Origin of the sequence: Xanthomonas floridensis (assembly GCF_001642575.1) — a bacterium.
GTDB classification, from domain to species: Bacteria; Pseudomonadota; Gammaproteobacteria; order Xanthomonadales; family Xanthomonadaceae; genus Xanthomonas; species Xanthomonas floridensis.
This window is the reverse complement of record NZ_LXNG01000034.1, coordinates 150493-171824: the sequence shown is the minus strand read 5'-3', so window position 1 is coordinate 171824 and position 21332 is coordinate 150493. Positions and strand designations below refer to the sequence as shown.

Sequence of the window (21332 nt, the reverse complement as noted above, 5' to 3'; positions counted from 1 at the left end):
TGGCGCTCGCGCGGCGCCCGGCAGTAGGGTGCTTGTTGCTTTTTAGATCGATGTATTTCGATCATTTGCTTGATCTGGCGTCATCAACGCGCCGCTGCGTCCCGTAACGTCGGCGCAACCGATGCGCCCAGCGTCTGGCCATGGCTGAGGCCCGGTAGCGGTCGATACGTGGCGGTGAGGCCGGGTAACGACGACAACAGCGTGACGAGATTCTGTGCCGCATGTGGAGCTGCCTGTGGCCGCCCGGGACGCTCCGGTTTTGTAGCCTTGGCCGGCGTGCCGCCCTCGCCCGCCATCAGTGTCAGACGACGCTTGTCTGGCCGAGTGCTCGCAGAAGCTCCGTTTGCGTCGTCGACCAGGCGCTGCGCCTGCTGGACAATAAATCCATCGCCCCACCACAGCGACGGGTCGACCGCGACGTAGTGCTGGAACAGCTGCGGCTGCGTCAGCAACACCTGCAGCACGAACAATCCGCCATACGAGTGGCCCCACAGCGTCTGCCGCTGACGGTCCACCGCCACGCGCGCTTCCACCTGCGGGCGAATGCCTGTGGCGATCAGCTGCGCGAACGCCGCCGCACCGCCGGTTCTGCGCTGCGGGTCGAGCGGATCGGTTTCCACCCGCCCGTCGCTGTAGCGCGCAGGCGTGTAGTCCAGGCTGCGCCCCACCGCATCGATGCGCAACGCGCTGTCGTCGGCGATGAACACCAGCACCGGCGCATCGCCGTCAGTCGAGAGGCTGTCGAGCAGGCGCCCATCCAGCTCCATCAATGCGGCATTGCCATCCAGCAGATACACCACCGGATATCCCGCAGCCGGTGGTGCAGCTTTGGGGGTGGCGATGCGCACACGGTAGTGGCGCTGGCCATCGGCCGAATCCAGGCGCAACGCACTGAACACATACGAGGCACTGGGACGATCGGCGACGGTGCTGCCGATCGTGCGGCTCAGATCCGGCTGTGCAAACGCCGGCATAGCGCCGACGATCCACATCAGCACACCGGCACACGCAAGCCGCCAACGCTGCTGTCGCATCATTGCACTCTCCTGTTGCGGCGCGCACGTTCGCACGCAGCGCCGCGGCGCTGTCAGAAACCGAAACTCAGGCTTGCCCAATAGGCGCGGCCCGGCTCGTTGTAGGTCGCCGCACCTGCCGCACCGCCGGTGTTGTTGGTGCCTTCGCGGAACAACCGGGTGTCGAACAGATTGTCCACACCGACGCCCACGCTGGCCTTGCGGGTGATCCGGTAACGCGCACTGACGCCCCACAGATCGTAGGGGTCGCGCGTGTCGGGGGCGATGGCACCGCCGCTGGTGCTCGATTGCGTGGCCGATTCCTGCTTGCCATAAAACGTGCCGGTGAGCAGCAGCGACACCGCCTGGGTGGGCTGCCAATCCAGCGTGGTGTTGACGGTGTATTCGGGGATCACCGACAGCGGCTGATCGGTCGCGGTGTTCTTGTTCTCGATCATGTAGGTGACGTTGGTGTTCCACTTCAGCATGCCGCCCTGCTCGCCCAGCAGCGGCAGGGTGAGATTGCCTTCCACGCCCTGCACGATCGCTTCCGATGCGTTGGTCCACTGGAATACCTGCCCGCGCCGGTCGACGGTGATACCGACCGGCGTCATACCGGCGACGATCTTGTCGTCGTAAGCGTTGTGGAAGTACGTCAGCGACGCATGGTGGCCGCTCTGCGGCGCCCACTCGATACCGATCTCCTTGTTGATGCTGGTCTCCCGATCGAGGTTGTCGTTGCCCTGGATATAGCAGCCCGAGCCGAGATTGGGGAACAGCACCGGGCAGCCATTGCCGCGCGTGTAGTACAGGTAATTGGCGTTGGATTGATACAGGTTGGGCGCCTTGAAGGCGCGCGCGATACCGCCCTTGAGCAGCCAGTCTTCGCCGAGTTTGTACTGCACGTTGAGGCTGGGGCTGAGGTTGTTGCCGAACTGGCTGTGGTGATCCAGACGCACACCGGGCGTGAGCGTCAGCCGCTGGCTGGCGTAGATGTTGTCTTCCAGATACACCGCGCTGAGGGTGGCCTCGCTGCGTGGGCTGCGCGTGCCGTTGGCAAGACCAGGAAAGCCGCCGCCGGCGCTCACCGTCTGCGACATCGAATACGCATCGCTGAGGCGGCTCTGGCGGCGCTCGAAACCCAGCGTCAGCACCTGCTCGGCCCAGGCCTGCAACGGCATGTTGAACTCGCCGTCGATGTTGAGGTTATCGAGCGTGGCGGTGGAATCGAGCAGGCTGGCGGCAATGGAGCCTTCCGGGCCGCCGGCCAGGCCTTCGTCGAGGCGGGTATTGTCGGTGCCTTCATACGCGGCGGTGAGGCGCGAGCTGCCGAGCGCCCAGTTGCCGCGATGGGTCAGCGAGGCGGTGCGGCGGATCATGGTGTTGGTTTCGCTGCCGAACAGTGCGCCCAGATCGGCACCGGCCAGGCCATCGGCGCTGACCGCACGATCACCGGCGTACAGATTGCCCTGGCGGCTGAAGCCGGCATCGAGTTCGATCACCTGGCCTTCCATGGGATCCCAGCGCAGCAGGCCGTTGATGTCCTTGTTGCGCACGCCCTCGCGCCCGGCCGGCGGCACTGCGGCGGCACTGCTGGCAAAGCGGCGATTGAGCTCCAGTGAGTCCGGATCGGTCTTGTTGAGGTTTCCATACAGGCGGAACGAGAACGTGTCGCTCAACGGCCCGCTGAGCTGGAACCCGGCACGCTGGCCACCGCCTTCGGCACTGTGCTGCGGCACCAGACCGAATACCGTCATCGAGCCGGTCAGGTCGCCGGTCGGCTTCTTGGTGATGATGTTGACCACACCGCCGGAGGCACCGGAGCCGTAACGTGCCGCCGCCGGGCCACGCAGCACTTCGATACGCTCCACCGCTTCGGCCGGCACCCAGTTGGTGTCGCCACGCGTATTGCGCTCGCCGCTGCGGCCCATGCGCACCGCATCGCGCGATCCCACCGGCTTGCCGTCGACCAGAATCAAGGTATTTTCCGGGCCCATGCCGCGCAAATCGATCTGGCGGTTATTGCCGTATTGACCAGAGGCACTGTTGCCGGTGAGGTTGACGCCCGGCATGGTGCGCAGCAGCTGCGACAGATCGTTGACCGGCGGGCGCCGTTCGATGTCTTCGGCGGTGATCACCGATGACCCCAAGGCCTGGCGTGCGATCTGCGCGGCGGTGACGTGCACGGTGTCCAGCGATTGCGGATCGGCCGCGGCGTCTTCGGCTGATGCGCTACAAACGCAGCTGCTGCAACCGACCGCAATGGCCAGCACCAGCTGACGGTGGGACAACACGGGACGACGTGCAGGCGCAGACATCCATGGCCGGCGTGATGCGGACATTCTCAAACCTCTCGACAGGAGATGGACCTCTGGCGACGGCTTGAGGTGATACGTGGGGGAGTGCTGCGTGCAGCAGGCGCACGATGCGCTTGCCAGGCGCTGACGCAGTCAGGACTGTCCGCACATTCTACACAGATGCGATTCATTCTCAAATATAATGACTGCGCCGGCGAAGCCGCGTGCGGCTCTCTCGGGACCGGAGCAGCGCACGCATTGTCGCAACGCGGTGTGCACCGCTTTCAGGTCAGTGCGCGTGCCAGCTGTCTGCCGGTGCGGTTCTCGTGCGCGCGATGGTCATCCAGCGCGGCAAACCGACGGCGGCGCTGGTGCTGCAAGCCATGCTGAAGGCCGCCTGCAACCGCTGCCGACTCCCTCGCACGGTTTACTTCAACGCAAGCAGCTCGCGCATGTCATCCATGACCGCCACCGCGCCGGCGGTCTGCACATCGAAGCCGCGCAGATAGCCGTAGCGCACCATCGCCAGGGGCATTGCCGCTGCGCGTGCGGCAGCCGCATCCGTGGCCGAATCGCCGACCATCAGGCACTGTTGCGGTGTGCGCTGGAACTGCCTGGCCAGCTGCAGCAGCGGTGACGGATCGGGTTTGCGCTGCGCCAGTGAATCGCCTCCGAGCACGCTGCTGAACTGCGATGCGATCCCCAGATGCTCCAGCAGCGGCGCGATAAACCGCGACGGCTTGTTGGTGCACAACGCCAGCGTGGCGCCAGCCTCGCGCAACCCGGTCAATGCCTCGCCGACACCGGAATAGAGCTGTGGGTTATGCAGCAGGCAGGCTTCGTAATGACGCATCATCACCGGCATTTCGGTATCGGCGTCATGGGTACCGCCGGCTTCGCGCAAGGCGGTGGCGAGCAGCACGTGCACGCCTTCGCCGATCCAGCCACGGATCGTCGCCTCGCTGAACTGCTGCATCCCGAGTTCCTGCAAGGTGGCATTGAGCGCTTCGGCGATATTGGGTGCGCTGTCCACCAGCGTGCCATCCAGGTCGAAGATCACCAGCGGATACGGAAACATGCGCACAGTCTCGTTGGGGAGCGGCCTGCAGTGTAAGAGCCGCAGGATTCAGGGCGTGTCAGCGTGCGCGGTCGAGATGCTGCATGCAGCAGGCCAAGAGCGGCCAACCGAACGTAGCGAGCAGCCATCAGGTGGATGGACGGTGCGCTCTGAACTGCAGTGCACGAGTGATACGTGCAGCAGCGAGCACCGGACATGCCCGCCTGGCGGTGGACACAGTCGTTACGTGCGCCGCTCGACCACACGGCATCTCGGGCATGAGGCCGCATTCACTGCGCCGACGGCATCTCGCCGAACAACTCCCCCTGCACCGCGCCCTCGTCGGCATCGCTGAAACCGCTCAGCCCCACGCCGACCAGGCGATAGCGCGTCTCGTCGGGCAGCTCCACGCGTCGGGTCAGCGCCAATGCAATCTGCGCCAATGCATCCAGCGAAGCGGGCGGCTGCTCTGGCGTGTAGGAGCGGGTCAGGATGCGAAAGTGCGAGGTCTTCAGCTTCAGCACCACCGTGCGCCCGATCCGTTCGGTGCGCCGCGTGGCAAGCCAGGTTTTTTCGGCCAGGCGCAGGATGTGCGGATCCAGTGCATCGAGCGCCAGATCCTCGCTGAAGGTGTCCTCCGAGGACACCGACTGCACTTCCTGATCCGGTTCCACCGGGCGTTCGTCGATGCCGCGCGCGCGGCGATACAGGCTATGTCCGAAGCTGCCGAAATGCGCCTGCAATTCTTCCAGCGGGCGCAGGCGCAGATCGGCCACGGTGACGATGCCCAACGCCGCCAGCTTGCCGTCCATCACCTTGCCCACGCCGGGAATGCGATTGACCTTGAGCGGCAGCAGGAACGCATCCACGCGACTGGGTGCGATGACGAACTGGCCATCTGGCTTGCGCCAGTCGGAGGCGATCTTGGCCAGGAACTTGTTCGGCGCGATGCCGGCCGATGCAGTGAGCTGGGTTTCGTCGCGGATCTGGGTGCGGATCAGCTGCGCGATTTCGGTGGCCAGCTGCATGCCGGTCTTGGCTTGGGTGACATCCAGATAGGCTTCGTCCAGCGACAACGGCTCGACCAGATCGGTATGCCGATGAAAGATCTCGCGCACCTGCCGCGACACCGCCTTGTAGCGCGCAAAATCCGGCGGCACGAACACCGCATCCGGGCAGAGCCGCTCGGCGCGCAACGCCGGCATCGCCGAGCGGATGCCGAAGGTACGTGCCTCGTAGGAGGCGGCGCAGACCACCGAGCGCGCGCCGCGCCAGGCCACCACCACCGGCTTGCCGCGCAGGCCGGGATCGTCACGTTGCTCCACGGACGCATAGAACGCATCCATGTCCACGTGCACGATCTTGCGCATCAAGCTGGCGTCTCTCCACAGGTAGTGGCCCATGATAGATCAGCTGCGTCTCACGCCTTGAGCACGCGCAGGCCCTGGCCGTACCTGCGAAACGGGCGCGACTGCAAAGGATTGAGCAGGGTTGGTGCGCGCCACTGCTCCGTGGCGCCGGCCGATGACAGCTTCCCGGTCAGGCATTGGTTGCGCGCCTCGGGTCAGGGCACGCACCTGTGCGACTGCGTGCCGCACTGCGCAATCGCCTGAAAACAGCACGCATGCGTACGGATAAAACGTTTGATTGAACCGTGTGGCCTCATGCACCCTTGCCGCCCTTGCCTTTCGCTTCTTGCAGGAAACGTTCGTCATGACTCGTCAAAGTGCGTACTCGCGCGACCAATTGCTGGCCAGCGCGCGTGGGGAATTGTTTGGACCCGACAGCGGCCGGTTGCCGAATGACCCGATGCTGATGTTCGACCGCATCACCGAGATCAGCGACACCGGCGGCGCGCATGGCAAGGGCGTGATCCGCGCAGAACTCGACGTGCGCCCGGACCTGTGGTTCTTCGGCTGCCACTTCATCGGCGACCCGGTGATGCCCGGCTGCCTGGGGCTGGATGCGATGTGGCAGCTGACCGGCTTTTTCCTGACCTGGATCGGCGCGCCCGGTCGCGGACGCGCGCTGGGCTGCGGGGAGGTCAAGTTCACCGGCCAGGTATTGCCGAGCGCCAAACTGGTGAGCTACGAGATCGATGTCAGCCGCGTGATCAACCGCAAGCTGGTGATGGCGCAGAGCGATGCACGCATGCTCGTGGATGGGCGCGAGATCTACACCGCCAAGGATCTGCGCGTGGGCATGTTCACTTCGACGGAGAACTTCTGATGCGTCGTGTCGTCGTCACCGGAATGGGCATCAATTCGTGTCTGGGCAACGATCTGGACACCGTCTCCACCGCACTGCGCGAGGGCCGCTCCGGCATCTCTGCATTGCCCGATCACGCCGAGGCAGGCCTGCGCAGCCAGGTGGGCGGCGCGGTGGCGTTGGATCTGGACAGCCTGATCGACCGCAAGCTCAAACGCTTCATGGGCGATGCCTGCGCGTACGCGTATCTGGCCATGCGCGATGCCATCGCCGATGCGGGCCTGAGCGCCGAACAGGTCAGCGATGTGCGCACCGGGGTGATCGCCGGCTCCGGTGGTGGATCCAGTCAATGGCAGGTGGAAACCGCCGACCTGCTGCGCAACCGTGGCGTGCGTAAGGTGGGCCCGTACATGGTGCCGCGCACGATGTGTTCGGCGGTCTCCGCCTCGCTGGCCACTGCGTTCAAGATCCGCGGCTTGAGCTATTCGCTGTCGGCCGCCTGTGCGACCTCGGCGCATTGCATCGGCGCGGCCGCGGATCTGATCCGGCACGGCGCGCAGGATGTGATGTTCGCCGGCGGCGGCGAGGAACTGCACTGGACAATGAGCGTGATGTTCGATGCGATGGGCGCGCTGTCCACCGGCTTCAACGATCGCCCGGCAGTGGCCTCACGTCCCTACGATGCGCAGCGCGACGGCTTCGTCATCGGCAGCGGCGGCGGCATGCTGGTGCTGGAAGACTACGACCACGCCGTCGCACGCGGCGCACGTATCCATGCCGAACTGCTCGGCTATGGCGTGACCTCCGATGGTGCGGACATGGTGGCGCCCAGCGGCGAAGGTGCGGTGCGCTGCATGGATATGGCCATGCAAGGGCTGGATCGCCCGATCGATTACCTCAACACCCACGGCACATCGACACCGCTGGGCGATGTCACCGAGCTGGGCGCGGTGCGCGAAGTGTTCGGCGACACCGTGCCACCGCTGTCCTCGACCAAGGCGCTGTCCGGCCATTCGCTGGGTGCGGCCAGCGTGCACGAGGCGATCTACAGCCTGCTGATGCTGCGCGACGGCTTCATGGCCGGCTCGGCGCATATCGACGAACTCGACCCGCGTGCCGAAGGCTTCCCGATCCTGCGCCAGACCCAGGAAGCCAGCTTGAACGTGGTGATGTCCAACAGCTTCGGCTTTGGCGGCACCAACGGCACGCTGGTGTTCGGGCGGGTGTGATGGCTGGTGCCACCGCCGCGATCACGCTGCGGTGGCACCGTTTACGGCGATGACACAGCGCCGATAACGCAGTGACGGCCAGGGTCTTGCATGCAATCGGGCGAGGCTGTGGGCCAGGCGCGGCAACCTGAGGTTTGCGCGGTTCGTACCGCCACCAGGCGCCCGCCACACGGACCTGCCAAGTGCATGCCAGACCTCGTTCGACGCACAGCCGGCTAGCGATCTTGCTGGTTGCGATTTTTTCGCTCCCGAACCGATTGCTCGTAGTCGCTGCGTGCGTTTGAGATGCAGCTTTGCACGGCGCTGTCCTGGCCACCCGAGCGCTCGCAGCCTTTTATCTTGTCGTCCCGCCTGTCGGCGTCGTACCGATCCTGCACGGCGCGATCAATCTCGGCCCGCTCGCGTTGGGTGCGCTCGGTCTCTGCCCGTGTTCGGGCCTTGGCGCGTCTTGCCATGGACTGCACTCCATCCGCCGGCATGCCCTCGCCAGGTGCCAGGAGCTCCAGTGGAAGCGAATCCCCAGGCGTGTGATCACGCCAGAACGCACGCTCGCTCTCGACCGTCCACTCGCGGCCGCGATAGTGCGTGTCCCAGTAGGCGTCCAGCGAGAACTTCACTTTCGGCACCACGCGCGTCAGGGCACCGTGATTGAGCACGATTGACGTCGCAGGAATCCAACCACGTGCCTCCGGTGAACGCACGTCGCACCAGGTGCCGCTGTCGAGACAACCATAGACCTGAATCGCAGTGCCGGGCTGAACTTCGCCCACACGTCGATACTCTTCAGCAGGCCCGGCGCGCAGGCCAACTAGGCCGTTGGCGTGGCCGGCGTGCTGCGCCCAAACCGGCAGGGCCACGGCCATCAGCCATAGCACACTCCATGACAAACGTCGCTGCATTGCGCTCTCCTTGTGCCCTATTCCACTGCACACTGCGCCTCACCAAGAGGCGTCACGTCGCGTTTATAAGACAGCTCACCTCAATGCAATGCGAACGCCGTAGCGGCCGGTAGCAGGTGACGACTGCGCAACGGGCGCCATCAGCCCGCCATGCCGTTGTGCCGCAGCAATGCGTCGATGCTCGGCGCGCGTCCCCGGAAAGCCCGGAAGTTGTCAGCCGCACTGCGGCTGCCACCGCGCGACAACACTTCATGCCGAAAACGTGCGCCAGTTTCAGCTACCTGTTCCGGCGCTTCTTCGAACGCGGCGTAGGCATCGGCGCTAAGCACTTCGGCCCATTTGTAGCTGTAGTAACCCGCCGCGTAGCCGCCGGCGAAGATGTGGCTGAACTGATGCGGGAAGCGATTCCACGCCGGGGGACGATTGACGGCTACCTCATCGCGCACGCGTTCGATCAGCTGCAGCACGCTGTCCTGCGTCGGGTCGAAACTGCTGTGCAACTGCATGTCGAACAACGCAAATTCCAGCTGCCGCACGGTGAACATGCCGCTCTGGAAATTGCGTGCGGCCAGCAGCCGATCAAACAAATTGCGCGGCAGCGGCTCGCCGGTCTGCACGTGTGCGGTCATCGCCTGCACGCGCTCCCATTCCCAACAGAAGTTCTCCATGAACTGGCTGGGCAACTCCACCGCATCCCATTCCACACCATTGATGCCTGCCACGCCCAACTCGCCGATGCGGGTGAGCAACTGATGCAGGCCGTGGCCCATTTCATGGAACAGCGTGGTGACTTCGCCATGCCGGAACGTGGCCGGTGCATCGCCGCTGCCGCGACCGAAGTTGCACACCAGGTACACCAGCGGTGTCTGCACGCCATTGGCGGTCTCGCGGCGGTTGCGGCAATCGTCCATCCACGCGCCACCGCGCTTGCCTTCGCGTGCGTACAGATCCAGATAGAACTGGCCAACCAGGGCACCTTGCGCATCTTCGAGCCGGTAAAAGCGCACGTCCGGATGCCAGACCGGCGCGCTGTCCGGCGTGACGCGCAGGCCGTACAAGCTGTGGATCACATCGAACAAGCCGGCCAGCACTTTCGGCTCGGTGAAATACTGCTTCACTTCCTGCTCGGAAAAGCTGTAGCGCGCCTGCTTGAGCTTTTCGCTAACGTAGGCCAGATCCCAGGCCTGCAGTTCGTCCAGGCCAAGTTCGTCGCGTGCAAAGGCCTCGAGCTCGGCACGGTCGCGTTGCGCATACGGCTTGGCGCGCACCGCCAGATCGCGCAGAAAGCCCATCACTTCATCCGGGCTTTGCGCCATCTTGGTGGCGACCGAATACTCCGCGTAACTGGCAAACCCGAGCAGCTGCGCCAGCTCTGCGCGCAGGGCGAGAATGCGATCGATATTGGCGCTGTTGTCCAGCGCGGCGTCGCCGAACTCGGACGCGCGCTCGGCATTGGCGCGATAGAGCGTTGCACGCAATTGGCGGCTATCGGCATCGGTCTGCACCGGCAGGTAGCACGGCATCTGCAGGGTGAACTTCCACCCTGGCACGCCGTCCTTTTCTGCGGCCGCGCGCGCGGCGGCGATCACTTCGGCCGGCAGACCGGACAGCTGGGTGTCGTCTTCGGTCACGTAGGACCAGGCATCGGTGGCATCGAGCACGTTCTGCGAAAACTTCGCCGCCAGTGCCGACAGTTCTTCCTGGATCTGCGCAAAGCGCGCCTTGGCGGCGTCGTCCAGCTCGGCACCGCCGAGCCGGAAATCGCGCAGCGCGTTTTCCAGCACCTTGCGCCGGGCTTCATCGTAGTGCGCAGCTTCCGGCGATTGCGCCAGCGCCTTGTATTGCGCGTACAGCGCCAGGTTCTGGCCCAGCGCGCTGCCGAAGCGGCTCACCTTGGGCAGGTTGCTGTTGTAGGCCTCGCGTAACTCGGGGGTGTTCATCACTGCCTGCAGATGGCCCACCTGCCCCCAGGCGCGCCAGAGCCGCTCGGTGGCATCGTCCAGCGGCACCACGAAGCTGTCCCAGCGCACCGGGCTGACCTGTTCGGCCGCCTTCACCGCCGCCTCGGCCTCGGCGAGCAATTGGTCGATCGCCGGGCCCACGTGTTCGGGGCGGATCGCATCGAAGGACGGCAGTCCGGAGAGGTCGAGCAGCGGGTTGGTCATGGGGCGCTCCTGCGGTGGACTGAATCAGGGGAAGGGACAAGCGGCACGCGGCGGTGCACACAGGTGCATGCACCATCTATCGTGACGATATGGCGGTCATTCCAGCGCAGCACAAGGCAGCGGCGGCAACGCGCCGCCGTTCACTGCGCTGGCAATGGCCGCGTCGCTGTCGACGGTGTCGATCTCGCGCGCCACATACCATGCCGGGTCGTAGTAGCTGTGCGCGTAACGCTCGCCGGCATCGCACAGGATGGTGACGATGGAGCCCTGCCGGCCTTCCTCGCGCATCCGCTGCGCGGCGTGCAGCACGCCGATGAAGTTGGTGCCGGTGGAACCGCCCACGCGGCGGCCCAGGGTGGCACTGACGTGGCGCATGGCCGCCAGGCTCAAGGCGTCTGGCACCTTGATCATTTCATCCACGCAGGTGGCAATGAAGCTGGACTCCACCCGGGGCCGGCCGATGCCTTCGATGCGCGAGCCGCCGGTGATGGCCAGTTCCTTGGGGCACTGCCCGTCCACCGCACGGCAGTAGCCGTCGAAGAACACCGACACTTCCGGGTCGGCGCACAGGATGCGGGTGGCGTGGCGCCGGTAGCGCACATAGCGCCCCAGGGTGGCGCTGGTGCCGCCGGTACCCGGGCTGCAGACGATCCATTCCGGAATCGGGTGCGGCTCTTCGGCCAGCTGCTTGAAGATCGACTCGGCAATGTTGTTGTTGGCGCGCCAGTCGGTGGCGCGCTCGGCATAGGTGAACTGGTCCATGAAGTGCCCGCCGGTCTCGCGTGCGAGCTGGTGCGAGGCGCTGTCCAGGTCGCAGGCGCGCTCCACCAGGTGGCAGCGCCCCCCCTGGAACGCGATTGCGGCGATCTTTTCCGGCGAGGTCGAGGCCGGCATCACCGCGATGAAGGGCACCCCCAGCAGGCGCGCGAAATACGCTTCCGACACAGCGGTGGAGCCGCTGGAGGCTTCGATCACCGGGCGGCCCTCGCGCAGCCAGCCATTGGTCAGCGCGTACAGGAACAGCGACCGCGCCAGCCGGTGCTTGAGGCTACCGGTGGGGTGGCTGGACTCGTCCTTGAAGTACAGGTCGATGCCCGGATAGCCCGGCAGGTCCATGGGAATCAGATGGGTATCGGCCGAACGGTTGAAATCGGCCTCGATCTTCTGGATGGCGGCGGCCACCCACTGGCGCTGCGACATGGGCACGGACGTGATGCGAAAGAGACCCCAATTCTACCGCCGCCAGGCGCACACCCGCCGCAGGCGGTCATCGGGGGGGCAGTCGGAAGCCGATGGTATGCTGGCCGCATCTGTTTCCGCCGCGAGCGCCCATGCTGCCTTGCCTGCTCCGCCTGCTGTTGTGCCTGTGCCTTGTCGCCAACACGGCCACCGGCGCATGGGCGTCGGTGGGCATGGCGATGCCGGAGATGGCCATGCCGCAGCCGGCTGCGCATGCGGCGGGGCATGCGGCAAGCGCCGCTGCCATGCCCTGTCATGAGGACATGGCGCCGCCGGCCCCGACCCAGCCCGACAACGCGTCCCGCCACGCGCACGCAGCCGACTGCTGCAAGCTGGGTAGCTGCGACTGCCTGCAACACTGCAGCCTGGCCTTGCTGACCCTGCCGGCGATACCTGCCGGCCTGCCCGGCCGCCTGGCACTGCCGGCGATTCCGGCCGACGGGCGTGGTAGCCCGGTGCCCGAACAGCCGGTTCGACCTCCCATCGGCTGAGCGCAGCCGACACCATGGCGGCGTTCGACGCCGGGTACGTGTAGCGGTCGCGGGGATCTTCCCGCCCCGCGTGTTCACCCCCGCTTCCCACGTCGTCGATGCCCCTGCCGTTTCACGCGGATGTGTTGGCTGCCCTGATCGCTCTTCGCCCTGCATCGATGGATGCGGGATTTCTCAGCGATGCGTTGCGTCTGCCGGTTCGGTGGATGCACCGGAGGTGTCATGTCGTCCGATACTCCTGTCTTCACCCCAACCGCCAACCACGGAATCAGCCGGCGCCGTTTCGTGCAGGGCCTGGCGCTGGGCGGTGTTGCCGCCGGTGCCGGGCTGTGGCGTGCCGACGCGCGTGCGGCCGGCGCGGTGACCACGCCGGTCCTGCGCGGCAGCAGCCAGTCGCTGCAGATCGGCCGCCTGCCGGTCAATTTCACCGGGCGCACGCGCCCTGCCATCGCCGTCAACCAGAGCCTGCCTGCGCCCACGCTGCGCTGGCGCGAGGGCGATACGGTGAGCGTGCGGGTGCGCAACACCCTGCCCGACCAACCCACCTCGGTGCACTGGCACGGCCTGCTGCTGCCGGCCAACATGGACGGCGTGCCCGGCATGAGCTTCGATGGCATCGCGCCGGGCCAGGAGTATCACTACCACTTCGCACTGCGCCAATCCGGCACCTACTGGTACCACAGCCATTCCATGTTCCAGGAACAGGCCGGCCTGTACGGCGCCATCGTAATCGACCCGCTGACACCGCCGCCGTACCGCCACGATCGTGAGCATGTGGTGCTGTTGTCGGACTGGACCGATCTCGACCCGGCGGCGTTGTTCCGCCGCCTGAAGCAGATGCCCAGCCACGACAACTACGCCCAGCGCACGGTGGGCGATTTCCTGCGCGATGCGCGCGAAGACGGCCTGCGCGCGACACTGGCCGACCGTGGCATGTGGGGCCGCATGCGCATGACTCCGACCGACCTGTCCGACGTCAACGCCAACACCTACACCTACCTGCTCAACGGCGTGGCGCCGGCCGGCAACTGGACCGGGTTGTTCGCGCCGGGCGAAAAGGTGTTGCTGCGTTTCATCAACGGCTCGTCGATGACCTACTTCGACATCCGTATCCCCGGCCTGCGCATGACCGTGGTCGCGGCCGATGGCCAGTACGTGCATCCGGTCAGCGTGGACGAACTGCGGATTGCCGCGGCCGAGACCTTCGACGTGCTCGTCGAACCATCCGGCCAGGACGCCTTTACGCTATTTGCGCAGGACATGGGACGCACCGGCTTTGCCTGCGGAACGCTGGCGGTGCGGCATGGCCTGCAGGCGCCGATTCCCGCGCTGGACCCGCGTGCCATCTTGACCATGCAGGACATGGGACATGGCGATGGCATGACGCACGCAGCCCATGCCAAGCATGCAGGCGACGCGATGCAGGGCGCCCCGCATGCCGCACACGCGATGCAGATGCAGATGCAGATGCCGGCCCAGCATGCGCACGCTGCGGACGCGACATCCGGCAAGACACCCCACCACCCCGCCAGCGAAGATGGCAATCCACTGATCGACATGCGCAGCAATGCCACCGCGCCACGTCTTGACGACCCCGGCGTGGGCCTGCGCGACAACGGCCGCCGCGTGCTGTGTTACGGCGATCTGCATAGCCTGTTCGAAGACCCGGATGGCCGCGAACCCGGGCGCGAGATCGAACTGCATCTGACCGGGCATATGGAAAAATTCGCATGGTCGTTCGATGGCGTGGCGTTCGCCTCGGCCGAGCCCCTGCGGCTGCGCTACGGTGAGCGGCTACGTATCGTGCTGGTCAACGACACCATGATGCAGCACCCCATCCACCTGCACGGCATGTGGAGCGACCTGGAAGATGCCGACGGCAATTTCCAGGTTCGCAAACACACCATCGACATGCCGCCCGGCACGCGCCGCAGTTATCGCGTGCGTGCGGATGCGCTCGGCCGTTGGGCCTACCACTGCCATCTGCTGTACCACATGGAAGCGGGCATGATGCGCGAAGTGCGGGTGGAAGCATGAGCGCGTCAGGTCTACGCCCACTGCTGGTGGGCACCTGGTTGTTCAGCGCATCACTGGCCGCGCAGGGCCACACGCATGATGCGATGAACGCCGCTGCGCATGGCGAGCATGCAGCAGCGGTGCAGACCGGCGGCACAGCAGGCGCATACAACGCGCAAGCCTCGCAGGCAGCGACGGCTACTGCATCGACCTCTTCGCAGGAAACCACGCCTGCGATGACGTCTGCGCACGGCCAGCATCCTGGTGGAGCGCAGGCGGTAACGCAGACCTCGGGCACTCCTGCGAACGATACTGTTGAATCCTCGGCGGCGACGGAAGCGATGGGGGCTGCACAACCGCGGCATCAGCATGGTCAACCGGTAGAGCAGAACACCGCAGCGCCAATGGATCATTCGCAGATGGCGCATGCCGGCATGGACCACGGCGCCATGCATCACGCCGCGATGGACCACGGTGCGATGGAGGCGATGGGCCATGATTCTGCCGACCAGGCTGCTGAGGCAACGGAGCACGGCGCGACGTTACAGGGTTCGATAAAGAGCGAGATGCATCACGACGCAACGGATGACCGCACATCGCAGCCTGCTCCGATGACCCACGACGCGATGCAACACCGCTCGATCACGCATGACGGCATGCAGCATCATTCAATGGACCATCGTGTACACACCGCGCCGACGCCTGCATCGCCGGTTGGCACGGCGCTGCCACGCGAACCGATTCCAGCACTGACCGCCGAAGAAATTGCCACCGCCTTTGCGCCACTGCAGGCACACGCGATGCACGGCGCAGGCATCAACCACTACATCCTGCTCGATCGCCTGGAAGCGGTTGATACCGATCGCGGCACCGGCCAGGACTGGGAGGCACGCGCCTGGATCGGCGGCGACATCGACCGCCTGTGGTTACGCAGCGAGGGCGCGCGGGAAAACGGCCGCACCCAATCCGCGTCGCTCGAGGCCTTTTACGGTCACGCGATCTCGCCGTGGTGGGATCTGCTGGTCGGCGCACGCCAGGATCTTGCCCCGGGTGATCGTCGCAGCTGGGCCGCCTTTGGCGTACAGGGCCTGGCGCCCTACAAGTTCGAAACCGAAGCCACGCTATACCTGGGCAGTGGCGGCCGCGCTGCGCTGCGCCTGGAAGGCGAGTACGACGTTCTACTCACCAATCGGCTGATCCTGCAGCCACGCGTGGAAGCGGACATCGCCCTCACCGACGATGACCGGCGAGGGATCGGCAATGGCATGGAGCAGGTGGAAGCCGGGGTACGGCTGCGCTATGAGTTCAACCGCCGTTTCGCGCCGTATATCGGCTGGGTGCATACCCGCAGCTTCGGCGATGCCGCGCGACGCGACGCGCTGGAAGGTGAGCGCCCACGCGACAGCCAGTTCGTTGCCGGCATCCGTTTCTGGTTCTGACTCGAGATGTACGGCTGCGTCATCGCGACGCCAATTGCACCGCCCCCCGCTAGTTTCTGCGTGCAAGCGTGGGCCGCAATCGAGCGAGCGAACTGGCAATCTGCCGTGCAAGGTCATGCCCGGCATGCCGCACATCCACACACGCCGTGGTGCAACACGCCATGGCGCGCTGCAGACATGGCGCCCACCCGCGCCCCGCTAAACTGCACGTCCTGCGCGCCTGTCCCGCGCACCCGTTCAAATCGAGGAAACCACAATGCCTTTGACCGACCTGCAACAGGTACCCGGCGCCAGCGCCGCCCCCGCCGAGACGCGTGGCTTCGTGTTCAACCACACCATGCTGCGCGTCAAGGATGCGCAGCGCTCGCTGGATTTCTACACGCGTGTGCTCGGCTTCCGCCTGCTGGATGCGCGCCACTTCGCCGAGGCGGAGTTCAGCCTGTACTTTCTCGCATTGCTGCCGCAGGACACCGCGATTCCGGACGACGACGCAGCGCGCCGCCTGTGGATGGCCGGCATCCCCGGCGTGCTGGAACTCACCCACAACCACGGCACCGAAACCCAGGACGGCCCGGTCTATCACGACGGCAACAGCGACCCACGCGGCTTTGGCCATATCTGCGTCTCGGTACCGGACATCCACGCCGCCTGCGCACGCTTCGACAGCCTCGGTGTGGCCTACCAAAAACGCCTGGAAGACGGCCGCATGAAGCACCTGGCCTTCATCAAGGACCCGGACGGCTATTGGGTGGAGATCATTTCCAATACGCCTTTGGCGTGAGCAGACAGTCCACCAGATAACGCTGAGGCGTCAGCGGACGAGGGATGCAACAGAAGGGATGCAGACTTGAAGGCCCCCCGCCCATCGCCTGGAAGCCCCAAGCCTGGTAGATAGCCTGGCTCTGCAAGGCCCGGCGCGACGACTGGACACATCGCCGCGCTGGAGTAGACTTTCGCCGCCCTTCGCAATGGATGCACCCCGATGCTCGTCAGGAAGATTCCGCTGATCCTTGCATTAGCGATGCTGGCCGCCTGCAAACCGGCGGCAACAGACGCCACAGCTCCGAAGACAACCGCCGCCCCGGCCAGCGCCCCCCCCAAACCTTCAGATAAGGACGCTTCTCCCATGCAGGATGCAACCCAGGGTTCCACCCAACAGCTCCAGCCGCCCCGTCCGGATAGCGCGCTCTACTTCATTAGCGATGTCGATGGCGATGGCGCACTGTCTTATGAAATCGCCAATGGCAGCTGGATCCATTTCTGGTACGGCTTGCAGTTCGACCTTGGTGGTACGCATTACTACACCGGCTTCGCCTGGAAAACCCCCCAGCTCTTCGGTGCCGAGCGTGAAAACCACTATGCGGCGCCGGAAACCAAGGTGACCTTAGCCCACGCCACCTTCGTCACCAGCGAACCGGGCAGCAAGTCGCCCTGGAAGTTTCTCGGCGCAGAGCCCTACATCGGCGAATTCGGCGGAATGGAAAAAGGCAACACGGTCGACACGACACGCAAGCCACAGACCGTTGTCACCGACGATGGTCGACTGGTCCTGACCGTGCCGACGTGGAGCCTGCAGTCCGGCATACGCATCCTTTCCTACGATGTACTCGTGTACAACCCGAAGGAAACCCAGGACATCGACGATAGGCACTGGACCTATCTCGGCAATCTCCCGGCCGGTGAGGACAATAGTGCCGATTGTGGCGAGGACGCGCCTGGGAAAATCCCCTGTATCAAGAACAGCAGTACGCTTGAATTTGTTCCGCAAGCCGGCCTGCCCAAGCTGCGAGTAACCGTTTCGGCCGGCCCGCCGACGAGCGGGGGTGACGAAACGGTTGTATACCGGTACGATGCAGCCCAGAAATCGTATCTGCCGACCCCTTAATACAGGACCAAAGGAATTGGTTCGGGCGGCGTACCGCTGCAGCCGCGTGGCTGCAGCACTCAATCAAGGACCTTGAGCGATGCCGACGAACTACTCACGAGCCCAAGTGCTCGATATCATCGAACGCGAAGCGATCGAGCGGAATATCCCACGTGACGACTTCCTGCGTTTTGCCCACGTAGAGACCGGCGGCAACTTCAACGAGTTGGCCAGCCGCGGGGCCAGTGGTGCAAAAGGACTATTCCAGTTCACCCCCCGAACCGCCGGCGAGTACGGTATTACTGGACGCGAGCTGGACGCGGTGGTCAATACGGATGCAGCCGCGCGGCTGTACCTGGATAACCGCGCAACCCTGGTCGACCGACACGAACGCGATGGCCGGCCTTACCTATCGGGCAAATCGGCGCCTGATGGCCTGGACATGTATATGGCCCATCAGCAGGGCGCGAGCGGTTACCGCTCTCTTCAGACCGCGATCGCCACGGGATCTTTCGGGCTAGAGAGCACACGCGCCAACATCCTCAACAATGTAGGCGAGAAAGAACTGAAGTCCCTGACCGGTGTGGATGCTGCGACGTTCCAGCGCATGTCCGACAAAGACATGGCGCAAACGTTTGTCCAGTATTGGGATACGAAGATGGACCGTATCCGCATTCCTGAAAAAGGCATTGCTCCCGTTTCGGAAAATCGGCAGGTGCAATCGCCGACACAGTCGGTATCCGCACAACAACAACACCCTGACGGGCAGGGCATTGCACTCAATGCCGCCTACGATCTCACTGTCAAATATGACCACGTCAAGTACGGCATGGGTGCAAAGAACCCAGACAAAGGTACGGTCGATTGTTCGGGCTGGGTCGTCAAAATGCAAAACGCCACGATGGACGAGATAAATCAGGGCGCAGGCAAATCAGTCTTCGCGGACGAGCAAAAATTCGTTTCGGGCTATGACAGTGCATCTGAACTGCTGCGCAAATCGGAGCAGCGTTCTGGTGTCCTGATCGAGGGCAAGGACGTCACTGCCGACAAGCTCAAGGAAGGCATGATCATCGGCGAGGACAATGGTTCACTGGGTTGGGACAAAGGGCGCTACAAAGGTATCGACCACATCACCATGGTGGTGCGCGACCCCAAGGATGGCGAGCTTAAGATCAGCCAATCGCGTGGCGGTGAGGGTGTCGAGCTCAGCTCGCTGGACTCTTACCTTGAACGCAAGCACGCCAAGGGCGTCAAGCTCTATGCCAGCGACCCGCTTTCCGAGGCGCGCGAGTTGCTGCAGGACCGCAGCCAAAGCAAGCAGCAGTCTCACGACGGCAACGCACACAAACCCGCGCATGCGCAGGCTGCGGCAGAAACATCCGGGGTTCTGCGCGATAAGTCGCATGGCGCTGAAGTTCTCAAGTTGCAGCAGACCCTGCAGCAGTTGGGCTACAAGGACGCAAGGGGCAATGAACTCAACGCCGATGGCGCCTATGGCCAGCGAACGGGTGAGGCGGTCAAGGCCTTCCAGCGTGCACACGGACTGCAGGATGATGGCGTCGTTGGCGGCGATACGCTCAAGGCGCTGAAGCAGGCCGAGAAGACGCCGTTGCTGTCGGAAAAAACCAATCCCGATCATCCGTTGTACAACCAGGCGGTGAGCAAGCTGGAACAGCTGGGTCCGAATGCGTTCGCGGACCGTCGTGCACTGGAGAATGCAGCGGGTTCATTGGCGTTCGAAGCCAAGGTCAGCGGTTTGCAGCGCATCGATGCGGTGATGCAGAGCAAGGACGGCACCGGACTGTTCGCGGTACAGGGTCAGCCGAGCGATCCGGCGCACCAGCGAATCTATACGGACAAGGCATCGGCTGCAGAACGCCCATTGGAGCAAAGCAGCAATGCCGTCCGGCAGGACGCGCAGCTGCAGTCACAAACACAGGTCCAAGATCAGCAAGAGCAGCAACGCAGCCAGGCGCGCGGCGTCGCCTGATACATCTGCATTCCGGAAAACAGAACGGGGCACTGATCGTTGGATCAGTGCCCCGTTCTGGTTAAAGCAATACGCTGACAGCGAAATTTTCCAGATCCCCCAGCGATCTGATGTCCGTCGTTGAACGATCCCACGCTCAGTTGGAGGCCGCAACAGCCTCTCTGTCCGGAAACCATTGCGGCAAGCGCTCGGCGAATTTCGCTGCACATTCATCGCTATAGGCTTGTGCGGCTTGTTTGACCAATGCGTAATCATTGGCTTCCCACTCTTCCAGCGAGGCAGTGCGTGGCGTCGGTACACAGACCAGATGGACCGGGCTTGCCTTGCGCTTCAACAACCCACTCCGCTCCCCACCGATGCTGACGTTGTAACGCAACTCGTAGGGTGATGCGGTATCGCTCAGGCTCTGATAGACCAACACCCAATCGGACATGACCACCTGCAGCGGAAACGGATCGACCGGGATCGCGGACGGATGGCCGCTGAAGTAGGCCTTCAGTTGCGCGTTGACCGCATCGCGTTGCAGTGCATATCCAGGATTGCCGATACTCTTGATCTTTTCACCTTTCAGCTGATCCTTGCTGAAGGATGAGGCCACCAAGCCACGGGCAAACAAGCTGGCGGCAACCTGGACCCCAACCAAGGCACCGGTGTGGCCACGCCGCACCACCCGCAACATTTCATCGCCATTGGGCTGACCGTTCGAACCCACGTTGAGCTGCGCCTGCAATGGCAGCTGCAACGCCCAATCTGCGGAGGGCATGAGCGCGCCTTCCAGGTTTCCTGTGGTCGAATCAGTCGATTCAACCACCACCGTCCCCGCCTCGGCCGCCGCCGCATAGACGGTTGCCGTGGAAAAATCTCCGCCCGCAAATGCAGGCACTACTGCAGTGGCCTCTGCACTACGCGTCGGCGTGCAGAACGTGCCGGCGGCACGCATTTGCGCTTCGTGGAAACCAATGCCATTGGTCTGGTGTACCACCGCATCCTTGCCGTACTGCTCCACCAGCTTGGCGATCAGTGCATCGGAAGGCGCCTGCTGTGCGCAGACCTCGGCCGCGGCAATGCGCGACCAGGTGAATTGCAGCGCAGGATCCCAACCCATTGCATCCTCGCCCACGAAGCCGTGGTCGTAGTGATATGCATAGATGGCAGGATCGATCTCCTGCAGCGTCATTCCACCCTGGCCGGAATAACCCGGCGGCACGTCCTGTGCAACGGCAAGCCCAGGCAGTGCCAACAGCACCGCCGCAATACACGTTTTCATGAATCCCCGTCCATATGGATGATGGCGATGCGCTGCATGTCCCCCATGCAGCGCATCGACGCGATGGTCATCAACTGCGCAGTGCCGTGATCGGCCGGGTAATGGCACCCCACCCGGCAGATCGGCCTGCCGGGATAGTGTGCGCGAGACCGCTGGCG

The 21332-nt window shown here is 64.4% G+C and carries 16 protein-coding genes and 1 other RNA gene; 8 read left to right on the top strand and 9 right to left on the bottom strand.

Going from position 1 to position 21332, the window contains the following annotated elements; genetic code table 11:
- Window positions 1-83: 83 nt before the first annotated feature.
- The 5 genes from A7D17_RS17460 to dinB form a co-directional block, all read right to left on the bottom strand.
- On the bottom strand, window positions 84-992 hold the full coding sequence (locus A7D17_RS17460) for an alpha/beta hydrolase (RefSeq protein ID WP_425479641.1): 909 nt from the start codon (window positions 990-992) through the stop codon (window positions 84-86).
- 95 nt (window positions 993-1087) lie between these two features.
- Window positions 1088-3304, bottom strand: a complete 2217-nt coding sequence (locus A7D17_RS17455; protein WP_484606954.1) for a TonB-dependent siderophore receptor — start codon at window positions 3302-3304, stop codon at window positions 1088-1090.
- 433 nt (window positions 3305-3737) lie between these two features.
- The gene (gene gph, locus A7D17_RS17450; protein ID WP_064510248.1) at window positions 3738-4388 is read right to left on the bottom strand and encodes a phosphoglycolate phosphatase; all 651 of its coding nucleotides are present in this window, start codon (window positions 4386-4388) and stop codon (window positions 3738-3740) included.
- Window positions 4389-4489: 101 nt separating this feature from the next.
- Window positions 4490-4564: non-coding RNA, sX9 sRNA (locus A7D17_RS17445), on the bottom strand.
- A 93-nt stretch (window positions 4565-4657) separates the two neighbouring features.
- Window positions 4658-5737 (bottom strand): DNA polymerase IV, encoded by a 1080-nt coding sequence (gene dinB / locus A7D17_RS17440; RefSeq protein ID WP_064510247.1) that lies wholly within the window; start codon window positions 5735-5737, stop codon window positions 4658-4660.
- A gap of 343 nt (window positions 5738-6080) precedes the next feature.
- On the opposite strand from dinB, the gene fabA reads away from it, so the two are divergent.
- Window positions 6081-6596 carry a 3-hydroxyacyl-[acyl-carrier-protein] dehydratase FabA gene (gene fabA / locus A7D17_RS17435; RefSeq protein ID WP_064510333.1) on the top strand — a complete coding sequence of 172 codons (516 nt, stop codon included), beginning with the start codon at window positions 6081-6083 and terminating at the stop codon, window positions 6594-6596.
- Window positions 6596-7804, top strand: coding sequence for a beta-ketoacyl-ACP synthase I (fabB, locus tag A7D17_RS17430; protein ID WP_064510246.1), 1209 nt, complete (start codon window positions 6596-6598; stop codon window positions 7802-7804). Before fabA ends, fabB begins: the two co-directional genes overlap by 1 nt.
- 215 nt (window positions 7805-8019) lie before the next feature.
- Here the strand turns inward: fabB and A7D17_RS17425 are convergent, their stop codons facing one another.
- The 3 genes from A7D17_RS17425 to A7D17_RS17415 form a co-directional block, all read right to left on the bottom strand.
- Window positions 8020-8703, bottom strand: a complete 684-nt coding sequence (locus A7D17_RS17425; RefSeq protein WP_064510245.1) for an SH3 domain-containing protein — start codon at window positions 8701-8703, stop codon at window positions 8020-8022.
- A gap of 140 nt (window positions 8704-8843) precedes the next feature.
- Window positions 8844-10868, bottom strand: coding sequence for a M3 family metallopeptidase (locus A7D17_RS17420; RefSeq protein ID WP_064510244.1), 2025 nt, complete (start codon window positions 10866-10868; stop codon window positions 8844-8846).
- Between the two features lie 96 nt (window positions 10869-10964).
- A complete protein-coding gene (locus tag A7D17_RS17415) occupies window positions 10965-12068 on the bottom strand; it encodes a PLP-dependent cysteine synthase family protein (protein ID WP_064510243.1) in 1104 nt (367 codons plus the stop codon).
- A gap of 92 nt (window positions 12069-12160) precedes the next feature.
- Here A7D17_RS17415 and A7D17_RS17410 point away from each other — a divergent pair, with 92 nt between their 5' ends.
- The 6 genes from A7D17_RS17410 (at window position 12161) to A7D17_RS23725 (ending at window position 19907) form a co-directional block, all read left to right on the top strand.
- On the top strand, window positions 12161-12598 hold the full coding sequence (locus A7D17_RS17410) for a CopL family metal-binding regulatory protein (RefSeq protein WP_064510242.1): 438 nt from the start codon (window positions 12161-12163) through the stop codon (window positions 12596-12598).
- 222 nt (window positions 12599-12820) lie between these two features.
- A complete protein-coding gene (locus A7D17_RS17405; protein ID WP_064510241.1) occupies window positions 12821-14635 on the top strand; it encodes a copper resistance system multicopper oxidase in 1815 nt (604 codons plus the stop codon).
- A gap of 320 nt (window positions 14636-14955) precedes the next feature.
- On the top strand, window positions 14956-16053 hold the full coding sequence (locus A7D17_RS17400) for a copper resistance protein B (RefSeq protein ID WP_239692242.1): 1098 nt from the start codon (window positions 14956-14958) through the stop codon (window positions 16051-16053).
- A gap of 256 nt (window positions 16054-16309) precedes the next feature.
- Window positions 16310-16834, top strand: coding sequence for a lactoylglutathione lyase (gloA, locus tag A7D17_RS17395; protein WP_064510239.1), 525 nt, complete (start codon window positions 16310-16312; stop codon window positions 16832-16834).
- A 345-nt stretch (window positions 16835-17179) separates the two neighbouring features.
- Window positions 17180-17938, top strand: coding sequence for a hypothetical protein (locus A7D17_RS17390; RefSeq protein ID WP_064510238.1), 759 nt, complete (start codon window positions 17180-17182; stop codon window positions 17936-17938).
- 106 nt (window positions 17939-18044) lie between these two features.
- Window positions 18045-19907: an XVIPCD domain-containing protein gene (locus A7D17_RS23725; protein WP_064510237.1), complete on the top strand. Its 1863-nt coding sequence runs from the start codon at window positions 18045-18047 to the stop codon at window positions 19905-19907.
- Between the two features lie 136 nt (window positions 19908-20043).
- On the opposite strand, the gene A7D17_RS17380 is transcribed toward A7D17_RS23725, so the two are convergent.
- The gene (locus tag A7D17_RS17380; protein WP_064510236.1) at window positions 20044-21174 is read right to left on the bottom strand and encodes a hypothetical protein; all 1131 of its coding nucleotides are present in this window, start codon (window positions 21172-21174) and stop codon (window positions 20044-20046) included.
- Window positions 21175-21332 lie beyond the last annotated feature (158 nt).